Below are 25,871 nucleotides of genomic sequence, written 5' to 3' on the forward strand. Positions count from 1 at the left end.
TCAAATCCTTGGACGTTAGGTTAGCGGCAGCCCGACGTCGCAGTAGAGCGACTTCAACTTGTTCAGGAACGGAGCTTCGTTCTTGTGCAGGGTTCCGGCGACGGGATCGGCGCCTGCCAGCATCGTATCGGTGGCGGCAAGCGAGAACTCCATCACGAAACGCATGCGGTCCTTGCGTAGCGCCTCGAACTCGGCGAGCCAGCTTGCGACATCGCGGCTTCCGGCCTTGTGGCGCTGCGTGATCAACGCGGCTGCATTGGCGGCATCCTCCAGCGCCTGGGTCGCGCCCTGCCCCAGCGTCGGCACCATGCCGTGGGCGGAATCGCCGAGATAGAGCAGGTTGCGATCGCCGGCGCGGTACAACACCTCGTGCTCCTGCATCCGCGCCCAATGGGTGTCGGCGACATTGTTGCAGACGGTGTCGATCAGCCAGCGCTCCTGGTCGCTCGGCGGCGCGGCGCGCGGCGTGTAGGCGGCACGGAGAACTTCCGGCGTTTTCTGGCTCTCGGAGATCTGCGCGTCGGGATCGATCGGGAAAGTGCCGGCGACATAGATGTGGTCCGGCGGCACGCGGAACGACAACAGCCGGTTCGGTCCGTTGAACCATTGCTCGTAATCGTCGATCAGGCCGCGCGACGTATCCGGCACCAGCACGCGGAAGATGGCCACTCCCGTCGGCGTGATCCGCGGCTCGCCGGAAATCACGCGGCGCACCTGCGAGTAGCGGCCGTCGCCGGCAATCAGCAGATCGATGTTGTCGAGCCGCTGCGTCTTGCCGTGCTGCGTCCAGGCGACGAAGGTCTTGCGCGGATCCACGCTGTCACGGCCGACCTCGACGATCTCACAGCCATAGGAGACCGTGTCGCCGGCGGCCTCGCGCAGCACGCGGTAAAGCTCCGACCAGCGGATGCGCCAGCCCGGTCCGTCCGCGACCTCCTTCAGCGGCAGGTCGAACAGCACGGTGCCGTCGGTGAGTGAGATCCGCCAATTTCTCCAGAGAAAGCTCGCCGCGATGATGCGCTCAGCTAGCTCTGGATCGATCAGTTTCATTGCCTTGACGGCGTTGGGCCCGACATTGAGGCCGGTGCCGGCTTCGGAATGATCGTCGCGCGCAACCTGCTCCAGGCACGTCACCTCCACCCCGTCCAATAGCGCGAGCCGACGCGCCATCACGCATCCCGCGACGCCGGCGCCGACGATGACAATGCGCATCAGGCCAACCCTTCCTTTTGCGAAGCGATGACGGCAATCAGGCCGCCGCCGTCCGGGCCCTGATGCTCGGCACCGCCGGATACGAAGATCCTGCCATCGCCGATCACGCCGGCGACGAGGCCGGCAACCGCGCCGCGGATGTGGCGCTGGGCGTTGATATCGGTGTCATCGAGCATGGTGTGCCTGTTGCCGCGAATTCTTCCGCGCCGGTCAGGCTCGCATTTGACCAGCACGGTCGCGATCCGTGCCGCGTCGGTCGGTGAGACCTGTGGCTTCGCCGCGATGCCGAGATCGGCGAGCACGTCGACGACGGCGCCGATGTCGAGTGCGTCCGCCATCGGACGGTGCGAGATGCGCAACGCCCCCATCCAGCGCGGGCTGTTGCCGAGCACGACGACCTCGTTGCTTTCGACTTCGACGCCGGAGGAAATGCTGGCGCGCGGCGACTGGATGGAGAAGTCGCTGAGCAGCGACGCATCGGTGAAGGCGGACGGCGCCAGTTCGTCGAGCGCGACGGCGACGCCGAATGCACCAGCGGCACGCGCATAGGCCATCGATCTGTTGGGATCGTTGGTGAGCGGAGTCTTGCCGGCCGCGATCGCCGCAGCGGCGCGGGCGACCGTTACGCAGGGGCATTTGACCTGCACGAAGTGGACGTCCTCCAATCGCTCGATTCCGGCATTGGCAATCGCCGTCCGCACGGCATCTGCGACGCTGTCGACATGGGCGCGGCGGCCGATATCCTCCGCCGGGACCGGATCGCTGAACGCGGTGCCGATTGCGAGCGAGGGTCCAGCCTCTGGCGCCGGCTCGGCCTCGCTGATGCAGAAGACGCTGTAGTGCGGGCTCATCACGCCTTCGGTGCCGCCCGAGAGCACGCAGGGGATTTCACGGATCAACTGCTCCGCCGGCTTGTTCAGATATTTCGACAGCAGCAGCATCAAGGTCTGGGTGAAATAGCCGCGGGTGAAATCGTTGACGCCGCCATTGCCCTCGGTCTTGCCGATGATGGCGACGACATCGGCCCCGCGGACCGTGCCGTCGGCGATCAGGCGATCCAGCTCGGAGAGATCGCCGGGATGCGCCATCGACAGCCGGAAAACCCGCGCCGTCCTCATGGCTCGCTCGCCTTGATCAGGTCGAAAATCCGGCTCGGGCTCAAGGGGACCTCCAGCAGTTCCACGTTCTTTTCCTTGAGCTGCAGCGCGTCCTCGATCGCCTGCGCGAACAGGGGGCCGACGGGAATCGCCCCTGCTTCCCCTGCGCCCTTGATGCCCATCGGATTGAGCGGCGACGGCGTTACGGTGTGGCCGAGCTCCATGCGCGGCACCTCGAGCGCGGTCGGCAACAGATAGTCGGCGAGCGAGGCATTCAGGAGCTGGCCCTGGTCGTCGAACACCAGCTTTTCGTAGAAGGCGTTGCCGATGCCCTGCGCGACGCCACCATGGATCTGCCCTTCGAGGATCAGCGGATTGATCACCGTGCCGCAATCGTGGACGACGACATATTTCAGGATCTTGAGATCGAACGTATCAGGGTCGACCTCAACGATCATGGCATGCACGCCATTGGCGGTCGCGCCGCTCGGCGGCCCGAAATATTGCGTCGATTCCAACCCCGGCTCGGTGCCGGGCTTCACCGCGCCACGCATCGGGTTGGCGCGCTTTGCGAGCTCGCCGAGGCCAAGAAACTTTTCGGGAATGCCGACGATCGAGATCCTGCCGTCGGCAAGCACCAGATCCTCCTCGGCACATTCGAAGGCGTCGCTGGCGAGCTTCAGCGCCTTCTGCCGCACCGCGCGCGAGGCTTCGTTGACGGCATTGCCGGCGACGACCGCGCCGCGGCTCGCGAACGTGCCGGCGCCCCAGTAGAACTGGTCGGTGTCGCCGGTGACGATGTCGACATCGGTGACGTCGACGCCGAGCTGATCGGCGACGATCTGGGCAAGGCTCGTGAAATGCCCCTGCCCTTGCGTGCCGATGCCGGTCGCGACGCTGACCTTGCCGTTGGCCTGCACCTGCACTCTCGCGCCCTCATAGGGCCCGATGCCGGTGCCTTCGACATAGCAGGCGACACCGATGCCGACGTGACGGCCTTGCGCGCGCAGCTTCTTTTGCTCCCGCTTGAACTCGGAATAGCCGATGGCCTGCAGCGCCTGGTCGAGCACCGGCTCGTAATTGCCGCTGTCATATTCGAGCTGGGAAAAGTCCTGGTAGATGATCCCGTTCTTGTACGGGAATGCGTCGGCCGGGATGAGGTTGCGCCGCCGTATCTCGGCGGGGTCGATGTTCAGTTCGTGCGCGGCGAGATCGAGCAGCCGCTCCATCACGAACACGCCGTGCTGCCGCCCCGCGCCGCGATAGGGCGTCACGATCGGCAGATTGGTGAAGACGGCGGTGAAAGCGGAGTCATAGGACGGCACCACATATGGCCCGAGCAAGGTGCACTGGCTGTTGATCGGCACCGTGAGCCCGTAAGGATCATAGGCGCCGCCGTCGTGGAGGAAGACGTCCTTGACGCCGAGGATGCGGCCGTCGCGCGCGACGGCGATCTCGGCATCGTGGATCTGGCCGCGCTCATGCGTGGTGGCAAAGAAATGCTCCAACCGGTCCTCGATCCATTTCACCGGACGGTTGAGCCGCATCGATATCCAGGGCAGCGCCACCTCTTCCGGATAGAACATCATGATCTTCGGCCCGAAGCCGCCGCCGACGAAGGGCGCGATTACCCGCACCTGCCGCTCGCCGAGGCCGAGCAACGCAGCGAGACCGTTGCGGACGAACACCGGCGCCTGGGTCGTGTCCCAGATCGTCATATGCTGGCTGCGCGCTTCCCAATGCGCGACGACGCCGCGCGTCTCGATGGTCGAGGCAATGCCATGCTCGTAGGCGAAGCGGCGCTTGATGACCAAATGCGCCTTGGCGGCGGCAGCGCGATAGTCGCCCTTGCTCTGATGCACATGCGCGGAAACGTTCGAGCCGAGGTCGTCATGCACCAGGACCGAGCCGGGGCGCAGCGCGGCTTCAAGATCAATCACCGCCGGCAGCGGCTCGAGATCGACCTCGATATCGTCGAGCGCATCCTCGGCGATGTAGCGGCTCTCGGCGACGACGACGGCCAGGGGCTCGCCGACATGCCGGACCTTGTCCTTGGCGAGCGGCACTTGCGTGCGCTGGTTGAAGACGCTGCCCGGGATCGGTGGCGGTGGCACCAGCAATGGACCGGGCTGCCAATAAGCGCCGTAATCGTCGGCGGTGTAGACGGCGACCACGCCAGGACGCTGCCGCGCGCGGGATACATCGATGCGCTTGATGCGTGCGTGCGCGGCCTGGCTGCGCAGGAACGCCGCATGCAGCATGCCCGGAAGCTCGACATCATCGATGAACAGCGCCTGCCCGGTCAGGAGCTTGCGATCTTCATTGCGTTTGACCGGGGCGCCGAAGAACCGTGTGGTCATGGCGCGGAGGCCCGCATCGCCTGCGCTGCCGCCATCATGGCGTCGACGATGTGCTGGTAGCCGGTGCAGCGGCAGAGATTGCCGGACAGCGCCTCGCGAACCTCTTCCTCCGATGGTGACGGGTTCTGCTTCAGGAATGCCGTCATGGTCATCAGGATGCCCGGCGTGCAATAGCCGCATTGCAGGCCGTGATGCTCGTGCATCGCCTTCTGCACCGGGCTGAGCTCGCCGCTATCGGAGGCGAGGCCTTCGATCGTCGAAAGCTCGTGCCCATTGGCCTGGACTGCCAGCATCAGGCAGGAGCGGATTGGTGCGCCATCGAGCAGGATCGTGCAGGCGCCGCAGACGCCCTGCTCGCACCCGACATGGGTGCCCGCCAGCAACAATTCGTGGCGGAGGAAATCGCTGAGCAGCATCCGCGACTCGACGTTGCGCCGATAAGCGGTCCCGTTAACGGAGACGCTGATCTCATGGCGGTCAGGCTGCATTGGCCGCCCGCTGATAGGCCGTACGGATCGCGCGTTGCGCCAGCACACCGGCGAGATGCCGCTGATAGTCCGCGCTGGCGTGGACGTTGCCGGCCGGCTCAATCGCTGCCCGTATGGCGGCAGCGGCAGCCTCGATCGGCCGATCGGCGCAAGCGTGGCCAACCAAAGGCGCGGCAGCCTCGCTGGCATCGACCGGTGTTTCGCCGACACCGCACAGCGCGAGCCGGACCTTGGTGCAGCGGCCTTCGGCGTCCAGTGTTACAATGGTGGCCAAACCGGCGATGGCAAAATCGCCGCGGCGCCGCGACACCTCCATGAAGCAGGCGCCGCTGCGCGGCGGCAGTGCCGGAAACTCGACCTCGACCAGCATCTCGTCGGCGGCGAGACCGGTGGTGAGCGATCCCTCGAAGAACTCCGATGCTGCAAGCCTCCGCTCGCCGCCGGCCGATTTCAGGCGCATCTGCGCCTCCATCGCGACCGCGAGCGCGGGAAGCTCGGACGCCGGATCAGCGTGCGATAGGTTGCCGCCGATGGTGCCGCGGTTGCGGATCTGCGGATGCGCGATATGCGGTAGCGCGTCGGCAAACAGCGGGCAGGAATCAAGGAACTCGCTGTCCCGCTCGAGCGCGCAATAGCGCGTCAGCGCGCCGACGCGAATGGTTGGACCGTGGGCAATGCCGGCCAGTTCATCAAGACCATTGATATCGATCACGACCGCCGGCCGCGCCAGGCGAAAATTCATCGCCGGGATCAGGCTCTGACCGCCGGCCAGGAATCTCGCCTCGTCGCCGTGTTCCGCCTTGAGCGTAAGCGCGTGATCCAGCGATGAAGCGGCGACGTATTTGAAGGGAGCAGGCTTCATAAAGGCTCGTTCGACGAACACATCCGCATCGGCTCGGAAACCGGAGATAGAACTATCTGTAGTCTAGCAATGCCAGTCAAAAGTCGGCGAGCCCAAAGGCGCTCAGAACTGCATGTAAATGTAGCCAATCCCTGCTCATTCCGCTCACCGCGTGCATAAACATTGGGCGCGCTTGAGACAGCCTGCTGAAAGCACCCGCGCTCCGCTGTCATGCCCCGCGAAGGCGGGGCATCCAGTATGCGGTGACGTCTCGGCTTGAGCACGACCGCCTGTGGAATACTGGATCGCCCGCCTTCGCGGGCGATGACAGAGAAGGCGTGATGATGCGCTGCTTCCTTCTCGTGGCAGCGTTCACGTCCCGCCCGCGAGCGTCTTCACCAGCCGATAAAGATATTCCTCGCCTTCGTAGAACGATTTCACGAGGATCCGTTCATCCTTGCCGTGGGCGCGGATGTCGGTGATATCCGCAGCAAGGCCGGAATGGCCGTAGGTTGGGATGCCCGCGTTGCGCAGATAGCTGCCGTCGGTGGCGCCGGTGCTCATGGTCGGGATCACCGCCGCGGTCGGCCAGAATTCGTGCGACAGCTTGTCGATTGCGCCCATGATCTCCTCGTGCAGCGCCGATGGCGCGCTCAGCACGGCCTGGCCCATCTGCGTGACCTTGATCTGCTCGTCGTCGAGCACGCGCTCCAGCGTCGCCTTGACGCCGTCGACGGGTTCGCCTGGCATGATGCGGCAGTTCACCTTGGCAGTCGCAAGCTGCGGCAGCGCGTTCACGGCGTGGCCACCTTCGAGCATCGTCGCGACGCAGGTGGTGCGGAGCTGCGCGTTATAGGCAGGATTGGCCGCGAGCCGGACAAACGACATCGCGGCTGGGTCGGGCTTGTCCGAGAGCACCGCGCGGATGTCGGATGCCGTCTGCTCGCTCTCGAACTGTGCTGTGCGGTCGAAATAGGCTCGCGTCGTCTCGTTCAGATTGATCGGGAAACTGAACTTCGAGAGGCGAACCAGCCCTTCAGCGAGACGATAGATCGCATTGTCCTTTACCGGCACCGAGCTGTGGCCGCCCCTGTTCTTGACTTCGAGCAGGTAGCTCAGCGAGACCTTTTCGGAGGTTTGCACGGTGTTTCGGATCGGCTTACCGTCCTTCAGACCGACACCGCCGCCTTCATTGAGCGCGAATTCGGCATCGATCAGGTCACGCTTGTTCTTCAACAGCCACTGAATGCCGAGGCCGTTGCTGTCCAGGATCTCCTCATCCGTCTCCAGCGCCACAATGATGTCGCGGTCGGGCTTGTAGCCCTCTTTCTTGTACCGGATCAGGTTCGTGACAAAAGCCGCGGCCATGTATTTGTCGTCGCCGCTGCCGCGGGCATAGAAATAGCCGTCCTGCTCGGTCAGCTTGAACGGATCGAACGACCAGTCTTCGCGATTGGCCGGGACCACGTCGATGTGAGCGAGCAGGAGGATCGGCTTGCGCGCGCCGCTGCCGCGCAGTCGTGCCACCAGATTGCCCTTGCGCGGCGCCGGCGAGAACACCTGCACGTCGTTGTCGGTAAAGCCGGCGGCGCGCAACCGGGCGGCCATCGCCTCCGCCGCCTTCGCGGTGTCGCCGGTCGCGGTGACGGTGTTGATTTCGATGAGCTCCTGATAGACGTCGCGCGCGAACTGGCGCTCCGGGCTCAGCCCTTCCGCGGCAACCGCGGCGGCTCCCAGCACCACCGTGAGCGCGGTCGATAGCAAGATCGAAAGCCTTGGTCTGACGTTTCCAACCATCTTGGGTCTCCGATTCCACTCGCCTCAGTTGTGCGATATTCAGACAGGAACGCAGAGGTTTTGCAAGATGGCGGGAGCGCAATAGCGGAAAGAGCTTGGCCATAGGCACAGTCAAGTAGTCTCCCGCTCCTTCGCTATAAATTGAAGACCTGTTCGATGCGGCAACAGGCTCTTGCGTTATCGCGTTACAAATTTGCAAATCATTCGCCTGAAGTACGCACTTAGAGAGATTCAATTCCAGCGCTGTTCTTTCTGTTCGCGACGGCTGCTAAAGGCACCGCGCTAATCACGTGCCTGGAAGTGAATCGAAGTGAAGATCAGTGCCGTTCGCCGTCTCGTGGGAGACCATCGAAATCGAGGCGGCGGGAGCCGTGCGTATTTTTTCATCGGCCCCGTGGCCTTGCTGGCGAGTTGCTCTTCGATCACGATGGCACGAGCACAATCGAGCACTACGTTGCCGGCGGTGACGGTGGAATCGCCGACGCAGAAGCGCAAGCCAGCGCGCGCCGCGGCAGCCCTCTCCGCGCGGCGGACTCAGGCAGCGACCGCGCCACAACGAAATCGAAATGTCACGCCGGCGGAGCCCACGCCATCGGAGCGCGCTGCCGCGGCCGCGGCGGCGCTGTACCCAGCCAAGCTGGGCTATCGCGCGATGCCCAGTCCGACCACGCTGCGCACCGGCGCTTCGCCGCTCGACACCTCGCAAGTCGTCAATGTCGTGCCCGAGCAGGTGCTGAAGGATCAACTGCCGCGCAATCTCGACGACGCCCTCGTCAATGTCAGCGGCATCACCCAAACCAATACGCTTGCCGGCACCCAGGATGCCGTCATCAGGCGTGGATTCGGCGACAATCGCGATGGCTCGATCATGCGCAACGGCATGCCGCTGGTCCAGGGCCGCAGCCTCAACCCCGCCGTCGAAAGCGTCGAGGTGTTGAAGGGACCCGCATCGCTGCTGTACGGCATCATGGATCCCGGCGGCATCGTCAATACGATCAGCAAGCGTCCGGAACTCTATCAGCACGGATCGATCACCTTGCTCGGCTCGACCTACGGCAACAGCAAGGATGGCGCCGACGCGACCTTCGATATCACCGGCCCGATCGGCCAGGGCGGTCTCGCCTATCGCTTCATCGGCTATGGCGTCAACGAGGACTACTGGCGCAATTTCGGGCGTCACCGCGAAACGCTGCTTGCGCCGTCGCTGGCGTGGTACGGCGACACGACCACGGTGCAGCTCAACTACGAGCATCGCGATTTCGTCTACCCGTTCGACCGCGGCACGGCATTCGATCCGATCACCAAGACGCCGCTGCCTATCCCGGCGACGCGCCGGCTCGATGAGCCCTTCAACAACATGTGGGGAACATCCGACCTGGTGCAGGGTTCGGTCGAGCAACGGCTCAACGAGGATTGGAAGCTCTACGCAGCCTACAGCTACAATACCGAGACCTTCAGCGCCAACCAGCTCCGCATCACCGGCGTCAATGCCCTGACCGGGATCGAGACGCGCAGCAATGACGGCACGCAGGGCTCGCTCAGCAATGCAAGCTACGGGACGTCCTACCTGCAGGGCGGCTTCTGGATCGGCGGAATGCGCAACGACGTGCTGTTCGGCGGCGACGGCCAGTATCGCACGATCTATCGCAAGAACCTGATCAGGCAGGCGACACCCTCGTTCAATTTCTACAATCCGGTCTACGGGCTGGTCTTCCCAGGCACGACAGTCTCCCCCAGCGACAGCGACCAGACCGACAAGCTTGGCCAATATTCTCTCTTCTTCCAGGACACGCTGCATGTGACCGATCGTGTCGCGGTGGTCGCCGGCGTGCGCTACATGGATTTCGACCAGTTGGCCGGCCGCGGACGTCCGTTCAAGGCCAACACCGATCTGTCCGGAGACAAGGTGCTCCCGCTCGGAGGCGCCATCCTCAAGCTCACCGACGAGCTGTCCCTCTACGCGAGCTATACGCAGTCGCTGAAGCCGACCTCGACCATCGCGCCGCTCACCGGCGGCGTGGTGGTCGGCTCCAACATCGCGCCCGAAGAAGGCGTCTCGTGGGAGACCGGCGCCAAGTTCGATATCAACAAGCGGCTCTCGGGAACGGTGGCATTCTACGATATCGACAAGAAGAACGTGCTGGTATCGCAGCTCAACAGCGCCACCGGCATCGTTGAATTTCGTACTGCCGGCAAGGTGCGCTCGCGCGGCATCGAGGTCGACGTCACCGGAAGGCTGACCGACAACTGGAGCATGATCGGGAGCTATGGCTACACCGACGCGCGGGTGATCGAAGATCCGACGCTGGCCGGCATGGCGCTGCAGAATGTCGCCCTGAACACGGCCTCGCTTTACCTGGTCTACGACTTCGGCACCGCCCTTCCGGGCCGGCTTCGGCTGGGCGGCGGAGCGCATTATGTCGGCGACCGGCCGGGCGACGCGGCGAACACCTTTGTCCTGCCGTCCTATGTCGTCGCCGATGTTTTCGCGAGCTATGAGACCAAATACGACAACCTGCCGGTCATCTATCAACTGAACGTCAAGAACCTGTTCGACACCGTCTACTATCCCTCCGCCGTGAGCAACCTGAACGTCGCTCTCGGCGACGCGCGGCGGGTGTCGCTGTCGGCGACGGTGAAATTCTGAAACGGCCTTGCGCGCTTGCGACAAGGTAAAAATAAAATGACAACTCCGCAAAGCTGACACTTTTTTCTTTGCGGTAGCTCGTCGTCGCCGCTCGATCACACGGCACGGAACGTAGAACTATTACAAACTGCGTTAACGCGGCTTGGGTGGCCTCACAAAGATCTTTCCGTTATCGTTCCGATAATGTTGTTGAGTGGGCGGTGATCATCAGGCCTCGCCGATTTCGACGCCGATCCCGCGACCTGTTCCTTCCAATTTATGAGCAGATACCCGATCAAGGCCGCCTTGTTGCAGGTCCACTCCGTCATTGGCCTTGCGCTTTCGCTGGTGTGGGCTGTGATCGGGATATCAGGCGCGACAATGAGCTTCGAGGATGAAATCCAGGCCGGCCTGAATGCTGACATCACGCGGGTCGAGGCTCGCTCAGCCCCAACGCTGACACCGGACCAGTTGATCGCGCGGCTGCCGACCAATCCCGATTTCGGCAAAGTTTCGGCCGTGACGATGGCCGTTGACCCGTCCGCGGCCGTGCGGATCCGGTTTGCCCGCAGCGACGATGGTTCCCGGCCTTCCTCGATCTATGTCGATCCCTATGATGCGCACGTGCTCGGCTCGCCGCGGGGCGAGGAGTTTTTCATCACCGTCCGCAGACTGCATCGCTGGCTGCTGTTGCCCGGCGATGCCAAGGGCTATGGCCGCCAGATCACCGGCGTGACTGCCATCTGCCTGATCGCAATGCTGATCTCCGGGATCGTGCTGCGATGGCCTCGTCGTGCCCGCAGCGTGAAAATGTGGTTGAAGCCGAATCTGGCGTTGCACGGTCGCGGCTTCCACAGATCGCTGCATGCCGTCGCTGGAACCTGGGTGCTGCCGATCTACCTCGTGATAGTGCTCACCGGCCTGTGGTACTCGTTCGACTGGTACAAGAACGGCGCCACCTGGCTGCTGTCGCGTCCTTCGACCGCTGCTGCACCCATGAAGCCGAAGCCAACGCGAGACGTCAGCGTAGCCGATGCCAAGCCGCTTGCACTCGATCGCGTGTGGTCGACATTCCTGCACGAACAGGGCAGCAGCTTCGCGACGGCCCTGCTGACGCTGCCTGCCGATGCTGGCACCGTCGTGCGCATCCGCTCCTGGGCGCGCGATGCCTCGCATCCGGGCGCCCGCGACGAATTCCGCATCGATGCCAGCACCGGCCGGCTGCTGTCATCGGAGATCTACGCGGAAAAGACCTTCGGCGAGCGGATGCTTTCAAGCGTGCTCGATATTCACCGCGGCGCTATATTTGGGTGGCCGGGCAAGCTGCTGTTCATGCTCGCCGCGGCGCTGATGCCGCTCTTCGTGGTCACCGGCTTTCTGCTCTATCTTTCACGCCGAAGGCATCGGCGCCTTTCGCGGGCGCCGCTCGGGAGTCTGGTTCCGGGCGAGTGAATCGCGACCCTATTTCGCGTCCTTGGCCGCGACCACCTCGATCTCGACCAGGAAGCCGGGATTGGCAAGCGAGGCGACGCCGACCACCGAGCGCGCCGGCAGGTTCGGCTGGCTGCCGCCGAAGAACTGGGTATAGCCTTCCATGAAGGCCTTGAAGTCCATCGGCGCGTTGGGGCTGTGCACCAGGAACACCTGCATCTTGATGACGTCGCCCATGCCGAGGCCGAGCCCCTCAAGGATGACCTTGATCCGGTTGAGCACGCCGACCGTCTGGGCCTTGGTGTCGCCATAGGCTTCCCGGCTCGAAGGATCGGCGTCCTTGTTGATCACCGGCGGCACCTGGCCGCTGAGATAATAGATCGTGGCGTTGCCGGTGACCTGCACCGATTGCGCGATCGGAAATGTCGAATTGGGAATTGGATGCCGGACGATCTCGGCCTGCGCGGGCGAGAAAGCCATCGCCGAGAGCAAGACAATCGGCAGCATCGTGCGAAATTTCATCTGTTTCCCCCCGTCTAACCGTGGTTCAGCGCCGCGCTTCCCTGACTTCCGTGGCCGTCACCGCGTCCGTGTAGCTGTTGCCGAAATGCGTCCTTAGATAATTCACAACTGCGGCGACTTGGCCATCGGTCATCATGTCGCCGAAGGCCGGCATGCCGCGCCTGCCGTTGACGACGAGATGGACGGCATAGCTGCTGGTCGCAAGATTCCGGTTGGCAATCAGCGAGGGATAGGCGCCGGCGCCGGCTGCGCCCGAGGCATCGGGCATATGGCAGCCCTGGCAGACATTGGCGAATATTTCCTCGCCGGTCATTTCGACGAAGCGATAGCCCGAGCTGAAGGTCGGGCGCGTCGCGATGTTGTCCTGCGCGAAGCCCGTGGCCGCCGGGAGCAACGCGATCAGCACAGCGCCTGCCTTTTGCGCAATGAGACGGGTTTGCATCGGCCTCACGTTTTCACCACCCGCTCGTGCAATCGCCCGATGGCGTCGAGCGAAGACAGGATGGCCCCCTCCTGCCAGGCCGGCAGATCGGATGCGTGCTCGCCGGCCAGCACGATCCGCCCGTCGATCTGGCACAGATGCCTATAATGCTTTGCCCTGCCCTCGTCGGTCCATTCGCCGCTGCAGCCGAGCGTGAAAGGCACGCGGTGCCAGGCGACCGCAACGCCATTCTCGAACTCCTGCTTGTATTGCGGATGGATCATGGAGCCGAATTCGAGGGCGCTTGCGATCCGTTCCGTCGGCGTCATCGCAGTGAACTCATAGGCATTCGCGCCCTCGAACAGGTAGGCGCCGAGCAGCACGCCGCGGCCGGCGCGATTGAAACCGTTATTGGGATAGGCGATCTGCCGGATCGGCAGGTCGGTATAGCTGATGCCGCCATAGATCGCCTCGTCCTCCTCCCAGAAGCGGCGCTTGAACTGCAGGCCGATCTTGACCGCGCCGGCATAGGCAACGGCGTCGATCGCGGCCTGCATGCGGCTGCCGACATCGATCGGGATCTGGCTCAGGATCGACAGCGGGATCGTGCAGATGCACCAATCCGCTTTTGCGTGCAGCGTCGTCGACGGATTTGTCGTGTCGACATAGCTCACCGTGACGCCGCGATCGTTCTGCTGGATCTGCGTCACCTTGGCGTTGTAGCGGATGAGGTCGCCGACTTCCTTTGCGAAGGCCTTGCCGATCATGTCCATGCCGCCGACCGGCTGGAACATCGTGGTCTGGAAATTGTAGCGCGCAAAACTCTGCAGGTAACGCCAGACCCGCGACCGCAAGAGGTCCGACAAGGAAACGGGATCGCTGGGCAACGGCTCGGGACTTAAACCCCCGCCGGGCTCGCGCGCGTAGCCGCGGAACTCGGCCGAGCCCAGATTGGCATTGTATCTGTAGTCGGAATCGAGCGCGCCCCAGGAGCGCAACGCCTGCAGCAAAATCTCCTGGTCTTCCTTGGACACCGCTTCGTCGAGCTTGCCCTGCTGGGTCACTTTCGCGAGCAGTTCGGAAACCTGGCCCTGGAAATCCGCCTTGATCGCGCGGATCTTCTGCGGCTGGCCGTCGAACGCACGCGAGGCGTGCAGATAGGCGTTGTGGTTCAACTGAATGAAGGGTTCGAGCGCAACCCCGAGCCGCCTGCAATAATCGAGCAATGCACGATGGTGGTAGGGTATGCGCCACGGACCTGGGTTGATGTAGAGACCGTGGTCGAATTCGCAGGTCTGCTTGTGGCCGCCGAGTTCGACAAAAGAGTCGCCGCCGCGCAGCGTCCAGTTGCGGCCGCCTGCCCTGTTGTTGAATTCGAGGATCTGGACCTTGTAGCCCGCTTTGCGCAGCTCCAGCGCCGCCGTCATGCCGGCAAGTCCCGCGCCGAGGATCAAAACGGATGCGCCCTTCGGATCCCCTTCGAGCCTCATCGGCCCCTTGTAAGGCGACTCGGAGGCAAAGCCGAGGCTGGTCATCGCGTGATACATCGCCGCGCTGCCGGCCATCGCGCCGATCAACGAGAAAAGATCACGCCGCCTGATGACTGCCGCTTCGCTTTGCATTGACGTCCCAGTCGGAGCAAGATCTGAAGTAGCAAAGGAAACGATTGGCTACTCACCTGTCAAGGAAGCGGCTTGGTCGAACGCGCACCAACACGCGTTTTTGATGCGCGCTGGATCTGATGATGCGAGATCGAGAGGCGAGCTCCGCTGCAGTTCGCCCCGCGTGCGGAGACAGGTCGAAATTCAAGCACGGCCTGAATTTCGGTGAGGGGAGCCTCCGCGAACTCGTCCGCCACTATCTTCGCGGATAGAGCCCCTCATCCCGACCCTCTCAGAGAGCTATGCTCGTCTCGGCCGCGTAAGAACGGGGAGAAGAAGAACTCAGATCACCTTTTCGATGTGAACGCAGCGGCAATCCATCTCGTAGTCGAGACCGACCACCGGCGGGCGGTTGAAGTGCCAGGTCAGGCCGTTCCTGAACACGCCGCGGCGGCCGAGTTCGCTTTCCAGGATCGGGTAGACGTCCTGCACGGTGTAGAGCTGCACGCCGGTCGTCTGCTTCCAGCTGCCGCCAAATGCGCTCATGCGGCGTTCCATCTCGTCCAGCACCCATTTTGCCTTGGCAAGCATGCCCGCCGGGCTGACGTCGCCGGGGCTGATGATGTGATCGCGATAATTCGCCTTGCCTTCGGCCGATTCGCCGCTGCCGGCGATCACGAAGGACGGCGCGGCCTGAGGCGCCGGCACCGCATAGGAGAAGGCGTGGAAGCAGGGCTCGGATGGCGGGGCGATCTTCGGACAGACATTGCTGCGCGCCACCGGATTGACGCCGTCCTTCATGATGCCCCATTCGATCAAAGTCTTGATGTAGATCTCGTTGAAGGCGCGAAAGCCCTCTTCCGTGAATGGCGCGGGCGAGCGCAATTCGCACGCGCCGAACGCCGTGAGCGGACGTCCGGCATTTTTGAGGATTTCGGCAATCTGCGCAAAGCCCGCCTTCAGCGGCACCGGATCGGCAAACCGGACGCGTTCGATGGTGAAACCGGGCAGCGCTCCGATACCGCAGGAATACTGGCTGACGCCCGGCATGAAGCGGTAACCGCCGTCTTGAACCTCGATAGTCGTAATCATGACACCTCTTTGCAACGTAAGGGGCTTAGAAAAGCTCGGGTTCGGTCATTCGTGGAGAACGCCGAGATAGGCATCGCGGACGATCGGATCGGCGAGCAGTTCGCTTCCCGAGCCACTCCGCACGATCCGGCCCATGTCCATGACAAAGGCGCGGTGGCAGAGATCGAGCGCGATGGTGACGTCCTGCTCCACCAGCAGGATCGACGTGCCGTTGGCGTTGAGTTCGCGCAGCGCCGCCACCAGCTGTTCGACCAGCAACGGCGAGAGCCCGAGCGAAAGCTCGTCGATCATCAACAGCAGTGGCGCGCTCATCAGGCCGCGGCCGATCGCGCACATCTGCTGCTCGCCTCCGGACAAGGTCGCCGCCGCCTGCCGCCGACGCTCACGCAGCTTCGGGAACGTGGCATAGACCTGCTCGAGGTCGCGATTGATCTCGGCGCGGGTCGCATCGCGCGCGTATGCGCCCATCAGGAGGTTCTCCTCCACGCTCATGGCGCCGAACAGCCGCCTCCCCTCCGGCACATGCGCGATGCCGTGGGCAAGGATCTCGGCGGCGGTATCGCCGGTGAGATCGCGGCCTTCCGAGAAATAGTTGCCTGCGGTAGTCGGGATCAGGCCGGACAATGCCCGCATCAGCGTGGTCTTGCCGGCGCCGTTGGAACCGATCAAGGCGGTGATCTCGCCGTGGCGGACTTCGAGATCGATGCCCCACAGCACCTGGATCTCGCCGTAGCCGGCGCACAGCCCTTTCAATTCGAGGATCAGGGAGCTAGCCACGGGCGACATTGCGTTTGGCATATTGCTGGCCGAGATAGGCCTCGACCACTGCGGGATTCTCGATCACCTCGCGCGGCGCGCCATCGGCAATCAACGCGCCGTTATGCAGCACCGCGATGCGCGTGCAGACATTGAGCACGACCTTCATCAGATGCTCGATCATCACGATGGTGATGCCGCTGGCGGCGAGCTCATGGATCAGCTTGGTCGCGCGCTCGACCTCGGCGCTGTTGAGGCCGGCATTGACCTCGTCGAGGAACAGCAATTTTGGATTCATCGCGAGCGCCTTCGCAAGCTCCAGCCGCTTGCGCATGGCGAGCGTCAGCGTCGCGGCAGGCTGATTGGCCTGCAGCTCGAGGCCGACATAGACCAGATGCGCCATTGCCTGCTCGCGCGCCGCCTTCAGGCTTTGGCCCGGCTGCGAGAACAATGCGGCGGCAGCGACATTGTCGAGCGCGGTGAATTCGGCAAAGGGCTGCACGATCTGGAAGGTGCGCGCCAGGCCGAGCCGCGCCGCCTGATAGGTCTTGATCCGCGTGATGTCCTTGCCGTCGAAGGTGATCTCGCCGGAATTGGCCGGCGTGACGCCGCAGATGGTGTTGACCAGCGTAGTCTTGCCGGCGCCATTTGGCCCTATGAGGCCGAGCACCTCGCCCTTGTTGACCGTGAGCGTGACATCACGCAGCGCCTGCAGGCCGCTGAAATGACGGGATACGTTTTCGAGGCGAAGGATCTCAGACATGCTTGGCCTTTCGCCAGAGATTGGCAGGCCGCAATGAGATCAGGCCATGCGGCAGGAACAGAAGCAGCAGGACAATGATCAGCCCGAGCACGCCGCTGTGGAATTGGATGTAGTTGCGCCAGACCACCTCCTCGAGCCCGAGATAGAGGAACGCGCCGCAGGCAACGCCGAGCGGCGAGCCGAGACCGCCCATCAGCGCCATCACGATCGGCTTCACGGAATAGAGGATGTCGAAGACATCGGACGGATCGATATAATGCACCCAGGCCGCATAGACGCCGCCGGCCGCGCTGACGAAACAGGCCGACAGGCCGAAGGCGATACTCTTATAGAGAGTGGTGTTGAGGCCGACCATGCTGGAGGCAGTCTCGTTCTGGCGGATGCAGGCGAGCCCGAATCCGAGCTTCGAGCCGGCGACTGCCATCACCATCAGCGCGGTGAGCAGCAGCAGGATCCACATCGCATAGAAGAAGAACATCGCTTCCGCGAGCACGCCGGAGCCGGACACCAGCGGGATATTGAGGCCCATGCCACCACCGGTGAGGTCGGTGGCATTGTTGACGAGTTCGCGCAGCACCTCGACCAGCGAGAGGCTTGCGATCGCGAAATAATGTCCGCGCAGGCGCAGCAGCGCCGCGCCGAGCACGGCTGACATCAGCAAGGCGGCGACGGCTGCGATGACGACGCCAAGCCAGAGCGGCAATCCCTTGCCCAGCAGCACGCCCGTGGTGTAGGCGCCGAAGCCGAAGAAGGCTGCGGTCGCAAACGAGGGATAGCCGGCAAAACCGCCGACCACATTCCACGACAGCGCCAGGATCGCATACATGCAGGCCATGGTGCCGAGCCGCAGCGCATAGGCGCCGCCGAACAGCGGCAGCGATGCGACGACCGCGAGCAGGACAAGCAGCGCGATATTCGACCTCGTCATTCGAAGCCCTTCCGGCCAAGGAGCCCTTGCGGGCGCAGGATGAGGAAGATGATGAGCAGGATGAAGGACAGCGTGGTCGCATGGGCGGGACCGAAGAAGGTCGAACCAATTCCCTCGACCAGCGCCAGCAGCAGGCCGCCCGCGAGCGCACCCGAGACGCTGCCGAGGCCGCCGAGCACGCAGACCACGAAGGCCTTTCCGAGATAGCCCGACGAGGTCAATGGCGAGATCGGGAAGATCAGCGCCATCAGCACGCCGGCGCAGCCGGCAAGCGCAGCACCAAGGCCGAACGCGATCGCGTAGATCGACTTGACGTCGACCCCCATCAGCACGGCAGCGTCGCGGTCGAGCCGCACCGCGACGATGGCGCGCCCGACGCGCGAGCGCCGCAGCAACAGATAGAGCAGCCCGGTCAGCGCCAGTGCGGCGACCGTCGCGATCAGCCGGTCGACCGGCACCACCACGTCGAAGATAGAGACTGATCCGAGCGACGGCGTCAGCGTCAGCTTGCGGTAATCGGCCTTGAAGAAATAGATCATCGCGTTGTTCAGGATCAGGTCGAGCCCGAACGTCATCGTCAGCGTCACCAGCACCGGCGCCGTGATCACGCGGTTGAGCAACAACCGCTGCAGCAGGTAGCCGAGCACGAAGAACAGCGGCGCAGCGACCGCGATCGAGTACCAGGGCGAGATGTGCAGCGCGTTGTAGAGCCCGAAGGCGAGATAGGCGCCAAGCACGATGAAGGAGCCGTGGATCAGGTTGATGACGTTCAGCACGCCCCAGACCAGCGAAAAGCCAATCGCAATACAGGCATAGAGGCAGCCGAGAACCACCGCGTTCACCAGGATCTGGGCTGCGTGCATGAGAATGCCTTAACCGATCAGCTCAAGAGTGTCGTCATTGCGAGGCGCGCAGCGACGAAGCAATCCAATCCTTCTACTTGTGGAGACATGGATTGCTTCCGCCATCGCTCGTTGAGCTTCGGCGGACAAGTCGCTTCGCTCGCAATGACAGCTCATCAGTTCACGCCGACCTTGAGATCACCCTGCTTGATGGCTTCCGGGAACAACACCACGGGCTTGGCGCCCTGGATCTGGAAGACCGGCGGATCGAGCGAGTTGATCTGGCCGTTGGCACCGAACCTGACCGGACCGAAGAAGGTCACCGCGTCGAGCCTGGCTAGTTCGTCGCGCACCTTGTCGCGATCGAGCGAGCCGGCCTTTTCGATCGCCATCTGGAACAGCGCGCCGCAGAGCGCCGCGGAAGCCTGGCCATAGTCCGGCTCGCTCTTGTACTTGGCCTTGAACAGCTTCACGAAATTCTCGGTCGAGCCGAAGATGTCCTTGCCATCATACCGCTCGGCCGGATGCCACCAGGAAGCGCTGGTGATGTTCTCGGCGGTCTTGCCACCGGACTCGATGAATTCCTGGTAGGCGGGACCGGCGATCATCGTGACAACCGGCGCCTTCATCTCCTGGTCGACCATCTGCTTGCGGACCAGGAGCAGGTCGTTGATGTAGCCGGTGACGAAGATCCATTGCGGCGCGAGCGACTTGATCTGCGACAGCGCCGCCGAATGATCGAGCGTGCCGATCGCATATTTCTCGAAATAGACGAGGTCGAAGCCGTTTGCCTTGGCGGACTTCTCCATTTCCTGTGCGATCGCGAGCGGAAACAGGTCGTTGCGCGCGAGGATGGCGACCTTCTTCACCTCGGGCACCTTGGCCTTGATGATCTGGGTCAGCGGCGTCGTCAGCGTGTCGTTCGGCGTGAAGGTGCCGAACAGATATTTGTAGCCCTGGTCGTAGACCTGGACCGAGGACGCGGTGGCAGCGAGCGTCGGCACCTTGTACTTCTCCGACACCGTGCTGGCCGCCTTGGCCGCACCGGAGCCGAAGGCGCCGAACATGAAGTTGACATTGCCCTGGGTAATCATCTGCTCGGTCGCCTGCACCGCGCGCGGCGTGTTCGACTGATAGTCGGCGTAGACAATCTCGACCTTGTATTTCTTGCCGCCGACGGAAATGCCGCCGGCCTTGTTCGCCTCCTCGGCCCAGAGGTCATAGCCCTGCTGCTGCTTGATCGCCTCGGGCGCGAGCGGGCCGGTGATCGGCAGCGGCGCGCCGAAACGGATGACATCCTCGGCCGACGCGTTCGAGGCAACGCAGGCGACCACCGCCGCCCAAAGTGGGACTGCAAGACGCGCGTAACGAAAGACCCAAGACTTATTCATAGAACAATTCTCCACCACCGCCTGCCCAGGATTAAAATCATGGCAAATCATGCATTCGAATAAAAGCATTGAAATTAGAGGTCAGGGATCGAATAATTCGACCTCTGGTCAGCGCATGCCGCGTTGTTGGGCAGCTGGCAGGGGAAAGAAAGCCGCATGATCGAGTCAGCCGCCATCCGATATTTCCGCGAGGTCACCGAATCCGGTTCGATCAAGCAGGCGGCAGCCTCGTTGCGGATCGCGCCGAGCGCGATCAGCCGGCAGATGCAGGCGATCGAGGAGGAACTTTCGGCGAAGCTGTTCGAGCGTGGCCCGCGCGGGATGCAGCTGACCGGCGCCGGTCACCTGCTCTACCGCTACGCGGTCGAGAACCGCAATCAGCTCGACGGCATCCGGGTCAGGGTCCAGGAATTCGACAGCTCGCGGCGGGGGCAGGTCAGGATCGCCACCGTCGAAGGCATGCTGATGAGCTTCCTGTCGAATTTCGCCGTCGACCTTGCCGGCCAATATCCGGGCATTTCGATCTCGATGACGATGGTGGGCTCGCGTGATGTGGCCGAGAAGGTCGGCCACAGCGATGTCGACCTCGGCTTCGTGTTCGGCCGCGCGCCGCGCAGCGACCTGATCGAGCTCGGGCGGATGCGGCAGTCGCTGTGCCTGCTCGTCTCGCCGCGCCATCCGCTGGCGAACAAGGCGAGTTGCACGGTGAAAGAACTCGCAGGCCTGCGCGTCGTGGTCCCCGATCCGTCCTTCGGCATCCGCCAGGAAGTGGATCGCGCCTGCGCGCAGGCCAAGGTCAGGCTCGAGGTCTGCAACGAGACCAACTCGCTCGCTTTCGCACAAACGCTCGCGGCCCGCACCGATCTCGCCACCTTCCTGCCGCGCGTCGCCGCAGTGCCGGCGCTGGAGGCCGGCCTGCTCGTTGCCGTGCCGTTGCGCGACAAGCGGCTGGAGGCGACGCAGGTGACCATGGTCCGGCTGGCGAGCCGAAACCTGTCGCCCTCCTGCCGACTGGTGGCCGACCTCCTGATCGGCCGAATGCGGGAAGAGCAGGACTGAGATTAGATCGATTGCATCCGCGATGGACGCTGCGCTCCCTCTCCCGCTTGCGGGGAAGGTGAAGCGGAGTCGTGCCCCATTCAACCAAGTGGCACTACGCTTTAGATCAGCTCGCTTCGCGCAGTTTGAAACGCTGGATCTTGCCGGTCAGCGTTTTCGGCAGCGCGTCGACGAAGCTGATGGCGCGGGGATATTTGTACGGCGCGATCTTGGCCTTGACGTGATCCTGCAAGAGCTTGACCTGTAACTCGTCGCAACCGCAGCCCTGCTTCAGCACGACATAGGCCGAGACGATCTGGCCGCGCTCCTCATCGGCCTGCCCGACCACCGCACACTCCGCAACATCGGGATGCGTCAGCAGCGCGGCTTCAACCTCGGGACCTGCGATGTTGTAGCCGGAAGAAATGATCATGTCGTCGGCGCGGGCAACGAAAGAGAGCCGGCCATTCTCGTCGCGCACGAACGCGTCGCCGGTCAGGTTCCAGCCATCGCGCACATATTTGGTTTGGCGCGCATCCGCAAGATAGCGACACCCCGTCGGACCGCGCACCGCGAGCTTGCCGACCCTGCCGGGCGGCAACTCGTTCATGTCGTCATCGACGATCTTCGCCTCATAACCGGAGACCGGATGTCCTGTTGTGCCCGCCACGGCATCGGCGATCCGGTTGGTGATGAAGATGTGCAGGATCTCCGTGCTGCCGATGCCATCGAGGATCGGCTTGCCGGTCTTCCTGGTCCAGCTTTCGAACACCGGCGCCGGCAGCGTCTCGCCGGCAGAAACTGCGATGCGCAGCGACGACAGGTCGGCGCCGTTGTCCATCGCGGCCATCATCGCGCGGTAGGCGGTCGGCGCGGTGAAGCAGATCGTGGCCTTGTAAGTCTCGATGATCTCGACCATCTGATTCGGCGCGGCGTTTTCCAGCAGCGTCGCCGTGGCGCCGAAGCGCAGCGGAAAGATCGCAAGCCCGCCCAGTCCGAAGGTGAAGGCCAGCGGCGGCGAGCCGACGAAAACGTCGTTCTCGGTGACGCCAAGGACTTCCTTCGCATAACCGTCCGCGATGATCAGGAGATCGCGGTGGAAATGCATCGTCGCCTTCGGCTCGCCGGTCGTGCCCGATGTAAATCCCAACAGCGCGACGTCGTCGCGGCCGGTCTTGACCGCCTCGAACCGCACGGGCTTGCTCAACGCGACGCGGTCAAGCTCGGCGTCGTGGTTCTGCGTGCCGTCGAAATTGACGACCTGCTTGAGGAATTTGCTGGTCTTCGCGCAGGCGACGAGCTCATCGGCGATGCGGCTGTCGGTCAGCGCCAGCGAGATTTCGGCCTTGTCGACGATCTTCGCCAGTTCGCCGGCGCGCAGCATCGGCATGGTGTTGACGACGACGGCGCCGGCCTTGGTCGCGGCGAGCCAGGCGGCAACGAAAGCCGGATTGTTGCCGGAACGGATCAGCACGCGGTTGCCGGGCTTGACGCCATAGTTTTCGACCAGCGCATGTGCAAGCCGGTTCGACCAGTCGGTTAGTTCCTTGTAGGTGCGCTGGCGGCCGTTGCCGATCAGCGCAACGCGGTCGCCAAAGCCCTTCTCGACCATGCGGTCGGTCAGTTCGACTGCGGCGTTGAGATAGTCTGGATATTGAAATTCCGGCCGGTCGAGCAGCAGCTCCGGCCATTGATGGAATGGCGGAAGATTGTCGCGCGTGAACGTATCGACATGGGCAGAAGGGCCCAGCTTCGGTGCAAGAACTGCCATATCCATCGCCCCTCGCTTTCCAGCAAGAATGCTCACGACCACAAATCGAGGACGCCCGGCAGCGTATCCGGCAACAATTTTATACTTAAAACAATTTCGCGCAAGGGTCGATTTTGCGGTTCGCCGGAACGTGCGGGAGAATTCAGCCCCTCGCCAATTCGCGCAGGCGCGTAACCATCGCCGAGTCCGGATCGGCGAGCGGCGCGATCGCGGTGAAATGATTGGCAGCAGCGACGACGCCGTAGCGGGTGGCAACGCCGGCCGCACCCCATTGCTCGACGATGGCGCGGCTTTGCCGATGGTATTCGGCGCTTTCGGTTTCGCCGACGACCGCGTCCAGCGCCGTTCCGGCTGGCGGCCGCCAGAACAGCGGACTGGCGGCCTCGGCTGCCGCAGCATCCAGGCGCAATGCCCTGTTGATCGAGGTTTCGACTAGCGGCGCGAGTTCGAACAGGCCGGAGATCGAATAGGCTGACATGACCGGCCGTTTCGGCAGCGACGCATCAAATGCCGGCCAATCCGTTGCGAGCATGCAGGCGGCGAGATGCCCGCCCGCGGAATGGCCGCTCATCACCAGCGGTCGGCCGAGCCGCGCCAATTCGCGCGACGCATCGCGTATCTGGCCGATGATGTCGGCAATGGTGATCTCGGGACAGAGATCGTAGCTCGGCACGGCGACACTGACACCGTGAGCATTGAGCCCGCGCGCGCAGTGGCTGAAGAAGGAGCCGTCGAGCGCCTGCCAATAGCCGCCATGGATGAAGACGACGATCGGCCCCTCGCCGCTTTCGAACAGATCGATCGAGTGGCGATTGCCGGGACCGTAGGCGATGCGGCGCGGTGCATGCTGCGCGCGATAGGCGGCGGCGTCCCTGGCCCAGCCCTCGATCAGCGCGGGATGTTCCGGCACCCGCGCGCGATTATTGTATTCGACCTCGTAGTCGACGGCACTCATGGCGTCCGCGCCTTGGCCGATCGCTGCGCCGAAGCCTTTGTCTTGGCGAGCAGCCGCATCAACTCGCTGATATCCTTGCGCGAGAGGTCGGCGAAGATATCGGCGATCCACGTCTCGTGCTCGGCCGCCATCTTGCGGAACTCGGCGCGGCCGAGTTTCGTCAACCGGATGAACTGCACGCGCCGATCGGTCTCCGAGGTGCGGCGGTCGAGATGACCCGATTCCACCAGCCGCTCCACCAGACCGGTCACATTGCCGTTCGACACCATCATCCGCTTGGAGAGATCGGACAGCGTCATGCCATCAGGCACCTTGTCGAGCTGCGCCATCAGGTCGAAGCGCGGCAGCGTGACGTCGAAGCGCTCGCGAAGGCGGCTGCGCACCTCGCCCTCGATCAGGGTGGTGCAGGTCAGAAGCCGAAGCCAGAGCCGAAGCTCCGTGCCGTGATCTTCCGGAAGTTCGACCGCTTTCGTCTCGGAATCAAGCATCATGGGCAATCACGCCTTTCGCGGCGCCAATCACAGCCGATCGTTTTGACCTTCAAACAATTCGCAGCATATCGCAAGCTTAATGAGCGCGGCTCCATGTTACTGCTGAATCTCTTTAAGCTTCAAGCAATTTGGCGCGGCGCTTGCATACGGACCGCTTGCGTAAGGTCCGCTTGCATCGTCCGCGGACGACCGAGACGCGGCGAGGCATTCGCTTGCGGCACTTGCCGTCGTCAGAATAAGCTGTGCGCGAGGTTTTGATCTTGTTGGCGCGAGGAGAGACCATGAAACAGGGATTGAGGTTGGCAGGATTGGCGGCGCTGGTCACCCTGGCTGCCACACCTGCGCTGGCGCAGGACAAGATCAAGATCGGCGTGATCGTGACGACGTCGGGCCCGGCCGCCGCGCTCGGCCAACAGGTGCGTGACGGCTTTGCGCTGGCGATCAAGGATCTCGGCGGCAAGATGGCTGGCCGCGAGGTCGAGGTCGTCAATGTGGACGATGAGCTCAAGCCGGATGGCGCGGTGACCAAGGTGCGTGGGCTCCTGGAGCGCGACAAGGTCGATTTCGTAGTCGGCCCGATCTTCTCCAACATCCTGCAGGCGATCCATCGCCCCGTGACCGAGAACAAGACGTTCCTGATCTCGCCCAACGCCGGCCCATCGAGCTACGCCGGCAAGGAATGCAACCCGTTCTTCTACGTCACCTCCTACCAGAACGACCAGGTGCACGAGATCCTTGGCAAGGTCGCGCAGGATCGCGGCTACAAGCGCGTCTATCTGCTGGTGCCGAACTACCAGGCCGGGCGCGACTCGGTGGCCGGTTTCAAGCTCGACTACAAGGGCGAGGTCGTGGACGAGTCCTATACGCCGCTCAACACGCTGGATTTTCAGCCCGAGTTGACCAAGATTTCCTCGCTCAAGCCGGATGCGCTGTTCACTTTCATGCCGGGCGGCATGGGCGTCAATCTGGTGAAGCAGTACAAGCAGGCCGGCGCCACCGTGCCCGTGCTTTCGGCGTTCACGGTCGATGAATCGACGCTGCCGGCGCAGCAGGACGCGGCGGTCGGCATGTTCGGCGGCGCCAATTGGGCGCCCAACCTCGACAATCCCCAGAACAAGAAGTTCGTCGCTGCCTATGAAGCCGCCTATAAGAGCGTACCCGGCACCTACGCCATGCAGGCCTATGACGCAGCGCTCTTGATCGACAGCGCGATGAAGGCGGTCAACGGCGACCTCTCCAACAAGGACGCGGTCGCGGCGGCGCTGAAGAAGGCCGATTTCGTCTCGCTTCGCGGCAGCTTCAAGTTCAACACCAACGGCTATCCGATCCAGGACTTCTATCTGACCCAGGTCGCGAAACGTCCTGATGGAAAGTTCCAGACCGAGATCGTACAAAAGGTGTTCGAGAATTATGGCGACCGTTACGCCAAGGACTGCTCAGCCAAGTAA

22 protein-coding genes are annotated in these 25,871 nt (G+C 63.3%); 4 read left to right on the top strand and 18 right to left on the bottom strand.

Features of this window, described 5'->3' with window-relative positions:
- Positions 1 to 15 precede the first annotated feature (15 nt).
- From K288_RS0124730 to K288_RS0124755, 6 genes are all read right to left on the bottom strand, one after another.
- A complete protein-coding gene (locus K288_RS0124730) occupies positions 16 to 1,212 on the bottom strand; it encodes an NAD(P)/FAD-dependent oxidoreductase (protein ID WP_027581983.1) in 1,197 nt (398 codons plus the stop codon).
- Complete coding sequence (locus tag K288_RS0124735) at positions 1,212 to 2,330, bottom strand: ring-opening amidohydrolase (RefSeq protein ID WP_027581984.1); 1,119 nt, start codon at positions 2,328 to 2,330, stop codon at positions 1,212 to 1,214. The genes K288_RS0124730 and K288_RS0124735 overlap by 1 nt, the downstream gene beginning before the upstream one ends.
- Positions 2,327 to 4,669: a xanthine dehydrogenase family protein molybdopterin-binding subunit gene (locus K288_RS0124740; RefSeq protein ID WP_027581985.1), complete on the bottom strand. Its 2,343-nt coding sequence runs from the start codon at positions 4,667 to 4,669 to the stop codon at positions 2,327 to 2,329. Before K288_RS0124740 ends, K288_RS0124735 begins: the two co-directional genes overlap by 4 nt.
- Positions 4,666 to 5,157, bottom strand: coding sequence for a (2Fe-2S)-binding protein (locus K288_RS0124745; protein WP_027581986.1), 492 nt, complete (start codon positions 5,155 to 5,157; stop codon positions 4,666 to 4,668). Before K288_RS0124745 ends, K288_RS0124740 begins: the two co-directional genes overlap by 4 nt.
- A complete protein-coding gene (locus tag K288_RS0124750) occupies positions 5,147 to 6,019 on the bottom strand; it encodes a xanthine dehydrogenase family protein subunit M (protein ID WP_027581987.1) in 873 nt (290 codons plus the stop codon). The genes K288_RS0124745 and K288_RS0124750 overlap by 11 nt, the downstream gene beginning before the upstream one ends.
- 351 nt (positions 6,020 to 6,370) lie before the next feature.
- A complete protein-coding gene (locus K288_RS0124755) occupies positions 6,371 to 7,795 on the bottom strand; it encodes a M20/M25/M40 family metallo-hydrolase (RefSeq protein WP_043160604.1) in 1,425 nt (474 codons plus the stop codon).
- 427 nt (positions 7,796 to 8,222) lie between these two features.
- On the opposite strand from K288_RS0124755, the gene K288_RS0124760 reads away from it, so the two are divergent.
- Both K288_RS0124760 and K288_RS0124765 read left to right on the top strand, forming a co-directional pair.
- Positions 8,223 to 10,442 (top strand): TonB-dependent siderophore receptor, encoded by a 2,220-nt coding sequence (locus K288_RS0124760; RefSeq protein WP_201449718.1) that lies wholly within the window; start codon positions 8,223 to 8,225, stop codon positions 10,440 to 10,442.
- Positions 10,443 to 10,700: 258 nt separating this feature from the next.
- Entirely contained in the window at positions 10,701 to 11,873 is a 1,173-nt protein-coding gene (locus K288_RS0124765; RefSeq protein WP_027581990.1) for a PepSY-associated TM helix domain-containing protein, read from the top strand.
- Positions 11,874 to 11,882: 9 nt separating this feature from the next.
- Here the strand turns inward: K288_RS0124765 and K288_RS0124770 are convergent, their stop codons facing one another.
- The 9 genes from K288_RS0124770 to K288_RS0124810 all read right to left on the bottom strand — a co-directional run bounded on the left by K288_RS0124770 (position 11,883) and on the right by K288_RS0124810 (position 20,168).
- Complete coding sequence (locus tag K288_RS0124770) at positions 11,883 to 12,374, bottom strand: RidA family protein (RefSeq protein ID WP_027581991.1); 492 nt, start codon at positions 12,372 to 12,374, stop codon at positions 11,883 to 11,885.
- Positions 12,375 to 12,399: 25 nt separating this feature from the next.
- Positions 12,400 to 12,816: a cytochrome c gene (locus tag K288_RS50205; RefSeq protein ID WP_244443239.1), complete on the bottom strand. Its 417-nt coding sequence runs from the start codon at positions 12,814 to 12,816 to the stop codon at positions 12,400 to 12,402.
- Positions 12,817 to 12,821: 5 nt separating this feature from the next.
- Entirely contained in the window at positions 12,822 to 14,417 is a 1,596-nt protein-coding gene (locus tag K288_RS0124780; RefSeq protein ID WP_027581993.1) for a flavin monoamine oxidase family protein, read from the bottom strand.
- Positions 14,418 to 14,738: 321 nt separating this feature from the next.
- Entirely contained in the window at positions 14,739 to 15,488 is a 750-nt protein-coding gene (locus tag K288_RS0124785) for a hypothetical protein (RefSeq protein ID WP_027581994.1), read from the bottom strand.
- Positions 15,489 to 15,533: 45 nt separating this feature from the next.
- Positions 15,534 to 16,274, bottom strand: coding sequence for an ABC transporter ATP-binding protein (locus K288_RS0124790; RefSeq protein ID WP_043160606.1), 741 nt, complete (start codon positions 16,272 to 16,274; stop codon positions 15,534 to 15,536).
- Positions 16,258 to 17,007 (bottom strand): ABC transporter ATP-binding protein, encoded by a 750-nt coding sequence (locus K288_RS0124795; RefSeq protein ID WP_027581996.1) that lies wholly within the window; start codon positions 17,005 to 17,007, stop codon positions 16,258 to 16,260. The genes K288_RS0124790 and K288_RS0124795 overlap by 17 nt, the downstream gene beginning before the upstream one ends.
- Positions 17,000 to 17,935 carry a branched-chain amino acid ABC transporter permease gene (locus tag K288_RS0124800; protein WP_027581997.1) on the bottom strand — a complete coding sequence of 312 codons (936 nt, stop codon included), beginning with the start codon at positions 17,933 to 17,935 and terminating at the stop codon, positions 17,000 to 17,002. The genes K288_RS0124795 and K288_RS0124800 overlap by 8 nt, the downstream gene beginning before the upstream one ends.
- Positions 17,932 to 18,798 carry a branched-chain amino acid ABC transporter permease gene (locus tag K288_RS0124805; protein ID WP_027581998.1) on the bottom strand — a complete coding sequence of 289 codons (867 nt, stop codon included), beginning with the start codon at positions 18,796 to 18,798 and terminating at the stop codon, positions 17,932 to 17,934. The genes K288_RS0124800 and K288_RS0124805 overlap by 4 nt, the downstream gene beginning before the upstream one ends.
- 155 nt (positions 18,799 to 18,953) lie before the next feature.
- Positions 18,954 to 20,168 carry an amino acid ABC transporter substrate-binding protein gene (locus K288_RS0124810; RefSeq protein WP_027581999.1) on the bottom strand — a complete coding sequence of 405 codons (1,215 nt, stop codon included), beginning with the start codon at positions 20,166 to 20,168 and terminating at the stop codon, positions 18,954 to 18,956.
- A gap of 156 nt (positions 20,169 to 20,324) precedes the next feature.
- Between K288_RS0124810 and K288_RS0124815 the strand changes: the two genes are divergently transcribed.
- On the top strand, positions 20,325 to 21,227 hold the full coding sequence (locus K288_RS0124815) for a LysR family transcriptional regulator (protein WP_027582000.1): 903 nt from the start codon (positions 20,325 to 20,327) through the stop codon (positions 21,225 to 21,227).
- A 106-nt stretch (positions 21,228 to 21,333) separates the two neighbouring features.
- Here K288_RS0124815 and K288_RS0124820 read toward each other — a convergent pair whose 3' ends face one another.
- The 3 genes from K288_RS0124820 to K288_RS0124830 all read right to left on the bottom strand — a co-directional run bounded on the left by K288_RS0124820 (position 21,334) and on the right by K288_RS0124830 (position 24,423).
- Positions 21,334 to 22,977: a benzoate-CoA ligase family protein gene (locus K288_RS0124820; protein ID WP_027582001.1), complete on the bottom strand. Its 1,644-nt coding sequence runs from the start codon at positions 22,975 to 22,977 to the stop codon at positions 21,334 to 21,336.
- A gap of 142 nt (positions 22,978 to 23,119) precedes the next feature.
- Positions 23,120 to 23,932 (bottom strand): alpha/beta hydrolase, encoded by an 813-nt coding sequence (locus tag K288_RS0124825; RefSeq protein WP_027582002.1) that lies wholly within the window; start codon positions 23,930 to 23,932, stop codon positions 23,120 to 23,122.
- The gene (locus K288_RS0124830) at positions 23,929 to 24,423 is read right to left on the bottom strand and encodes a MarR family transcriptional regulator (protein ID WP_027582003.1); all 495 of its coding nucleotides are present in this window, start codon (positions 24,421 to 24,423) and stop codon (positions 23,929 to 23,931) included. The genes K288_RS0124825 and K288_RS0124830 overlap by 4 nt, the downstream gene beginning before the upstream one ends.
- A gap of 281 nt (positions 24,424 to 24,704) precedes the next feature.
- Here K288_RS0124830 and K288_RS0124835 point away from each other — a divergent pair, with 281 nt between their 5' ends.
- Positions 24,705 to 25,871 carry an ABC transporter substrate-binding protein gene (locus K288_RS0124835; protein ID WP_027582004.1) on the top strand — a complete coding sequence of 389 codons (1,167 nt, stop codon included), beginning with the start codon at positions 24,705 to 24,707 and terminating at the stop codon, positions 25,869 to 25,871.

The organism is Bradyrhizobium sp. Ai1a-2 (genome assembly GCF_000426245.1).
In the GTDB taxonomy this organism is placed as follows: domain Bacteria; phylum Pseudomonadota; class Alphaproteobacteria; order Rhizobiales; family Xanthobacteraceae; genus Bradyrhizobium.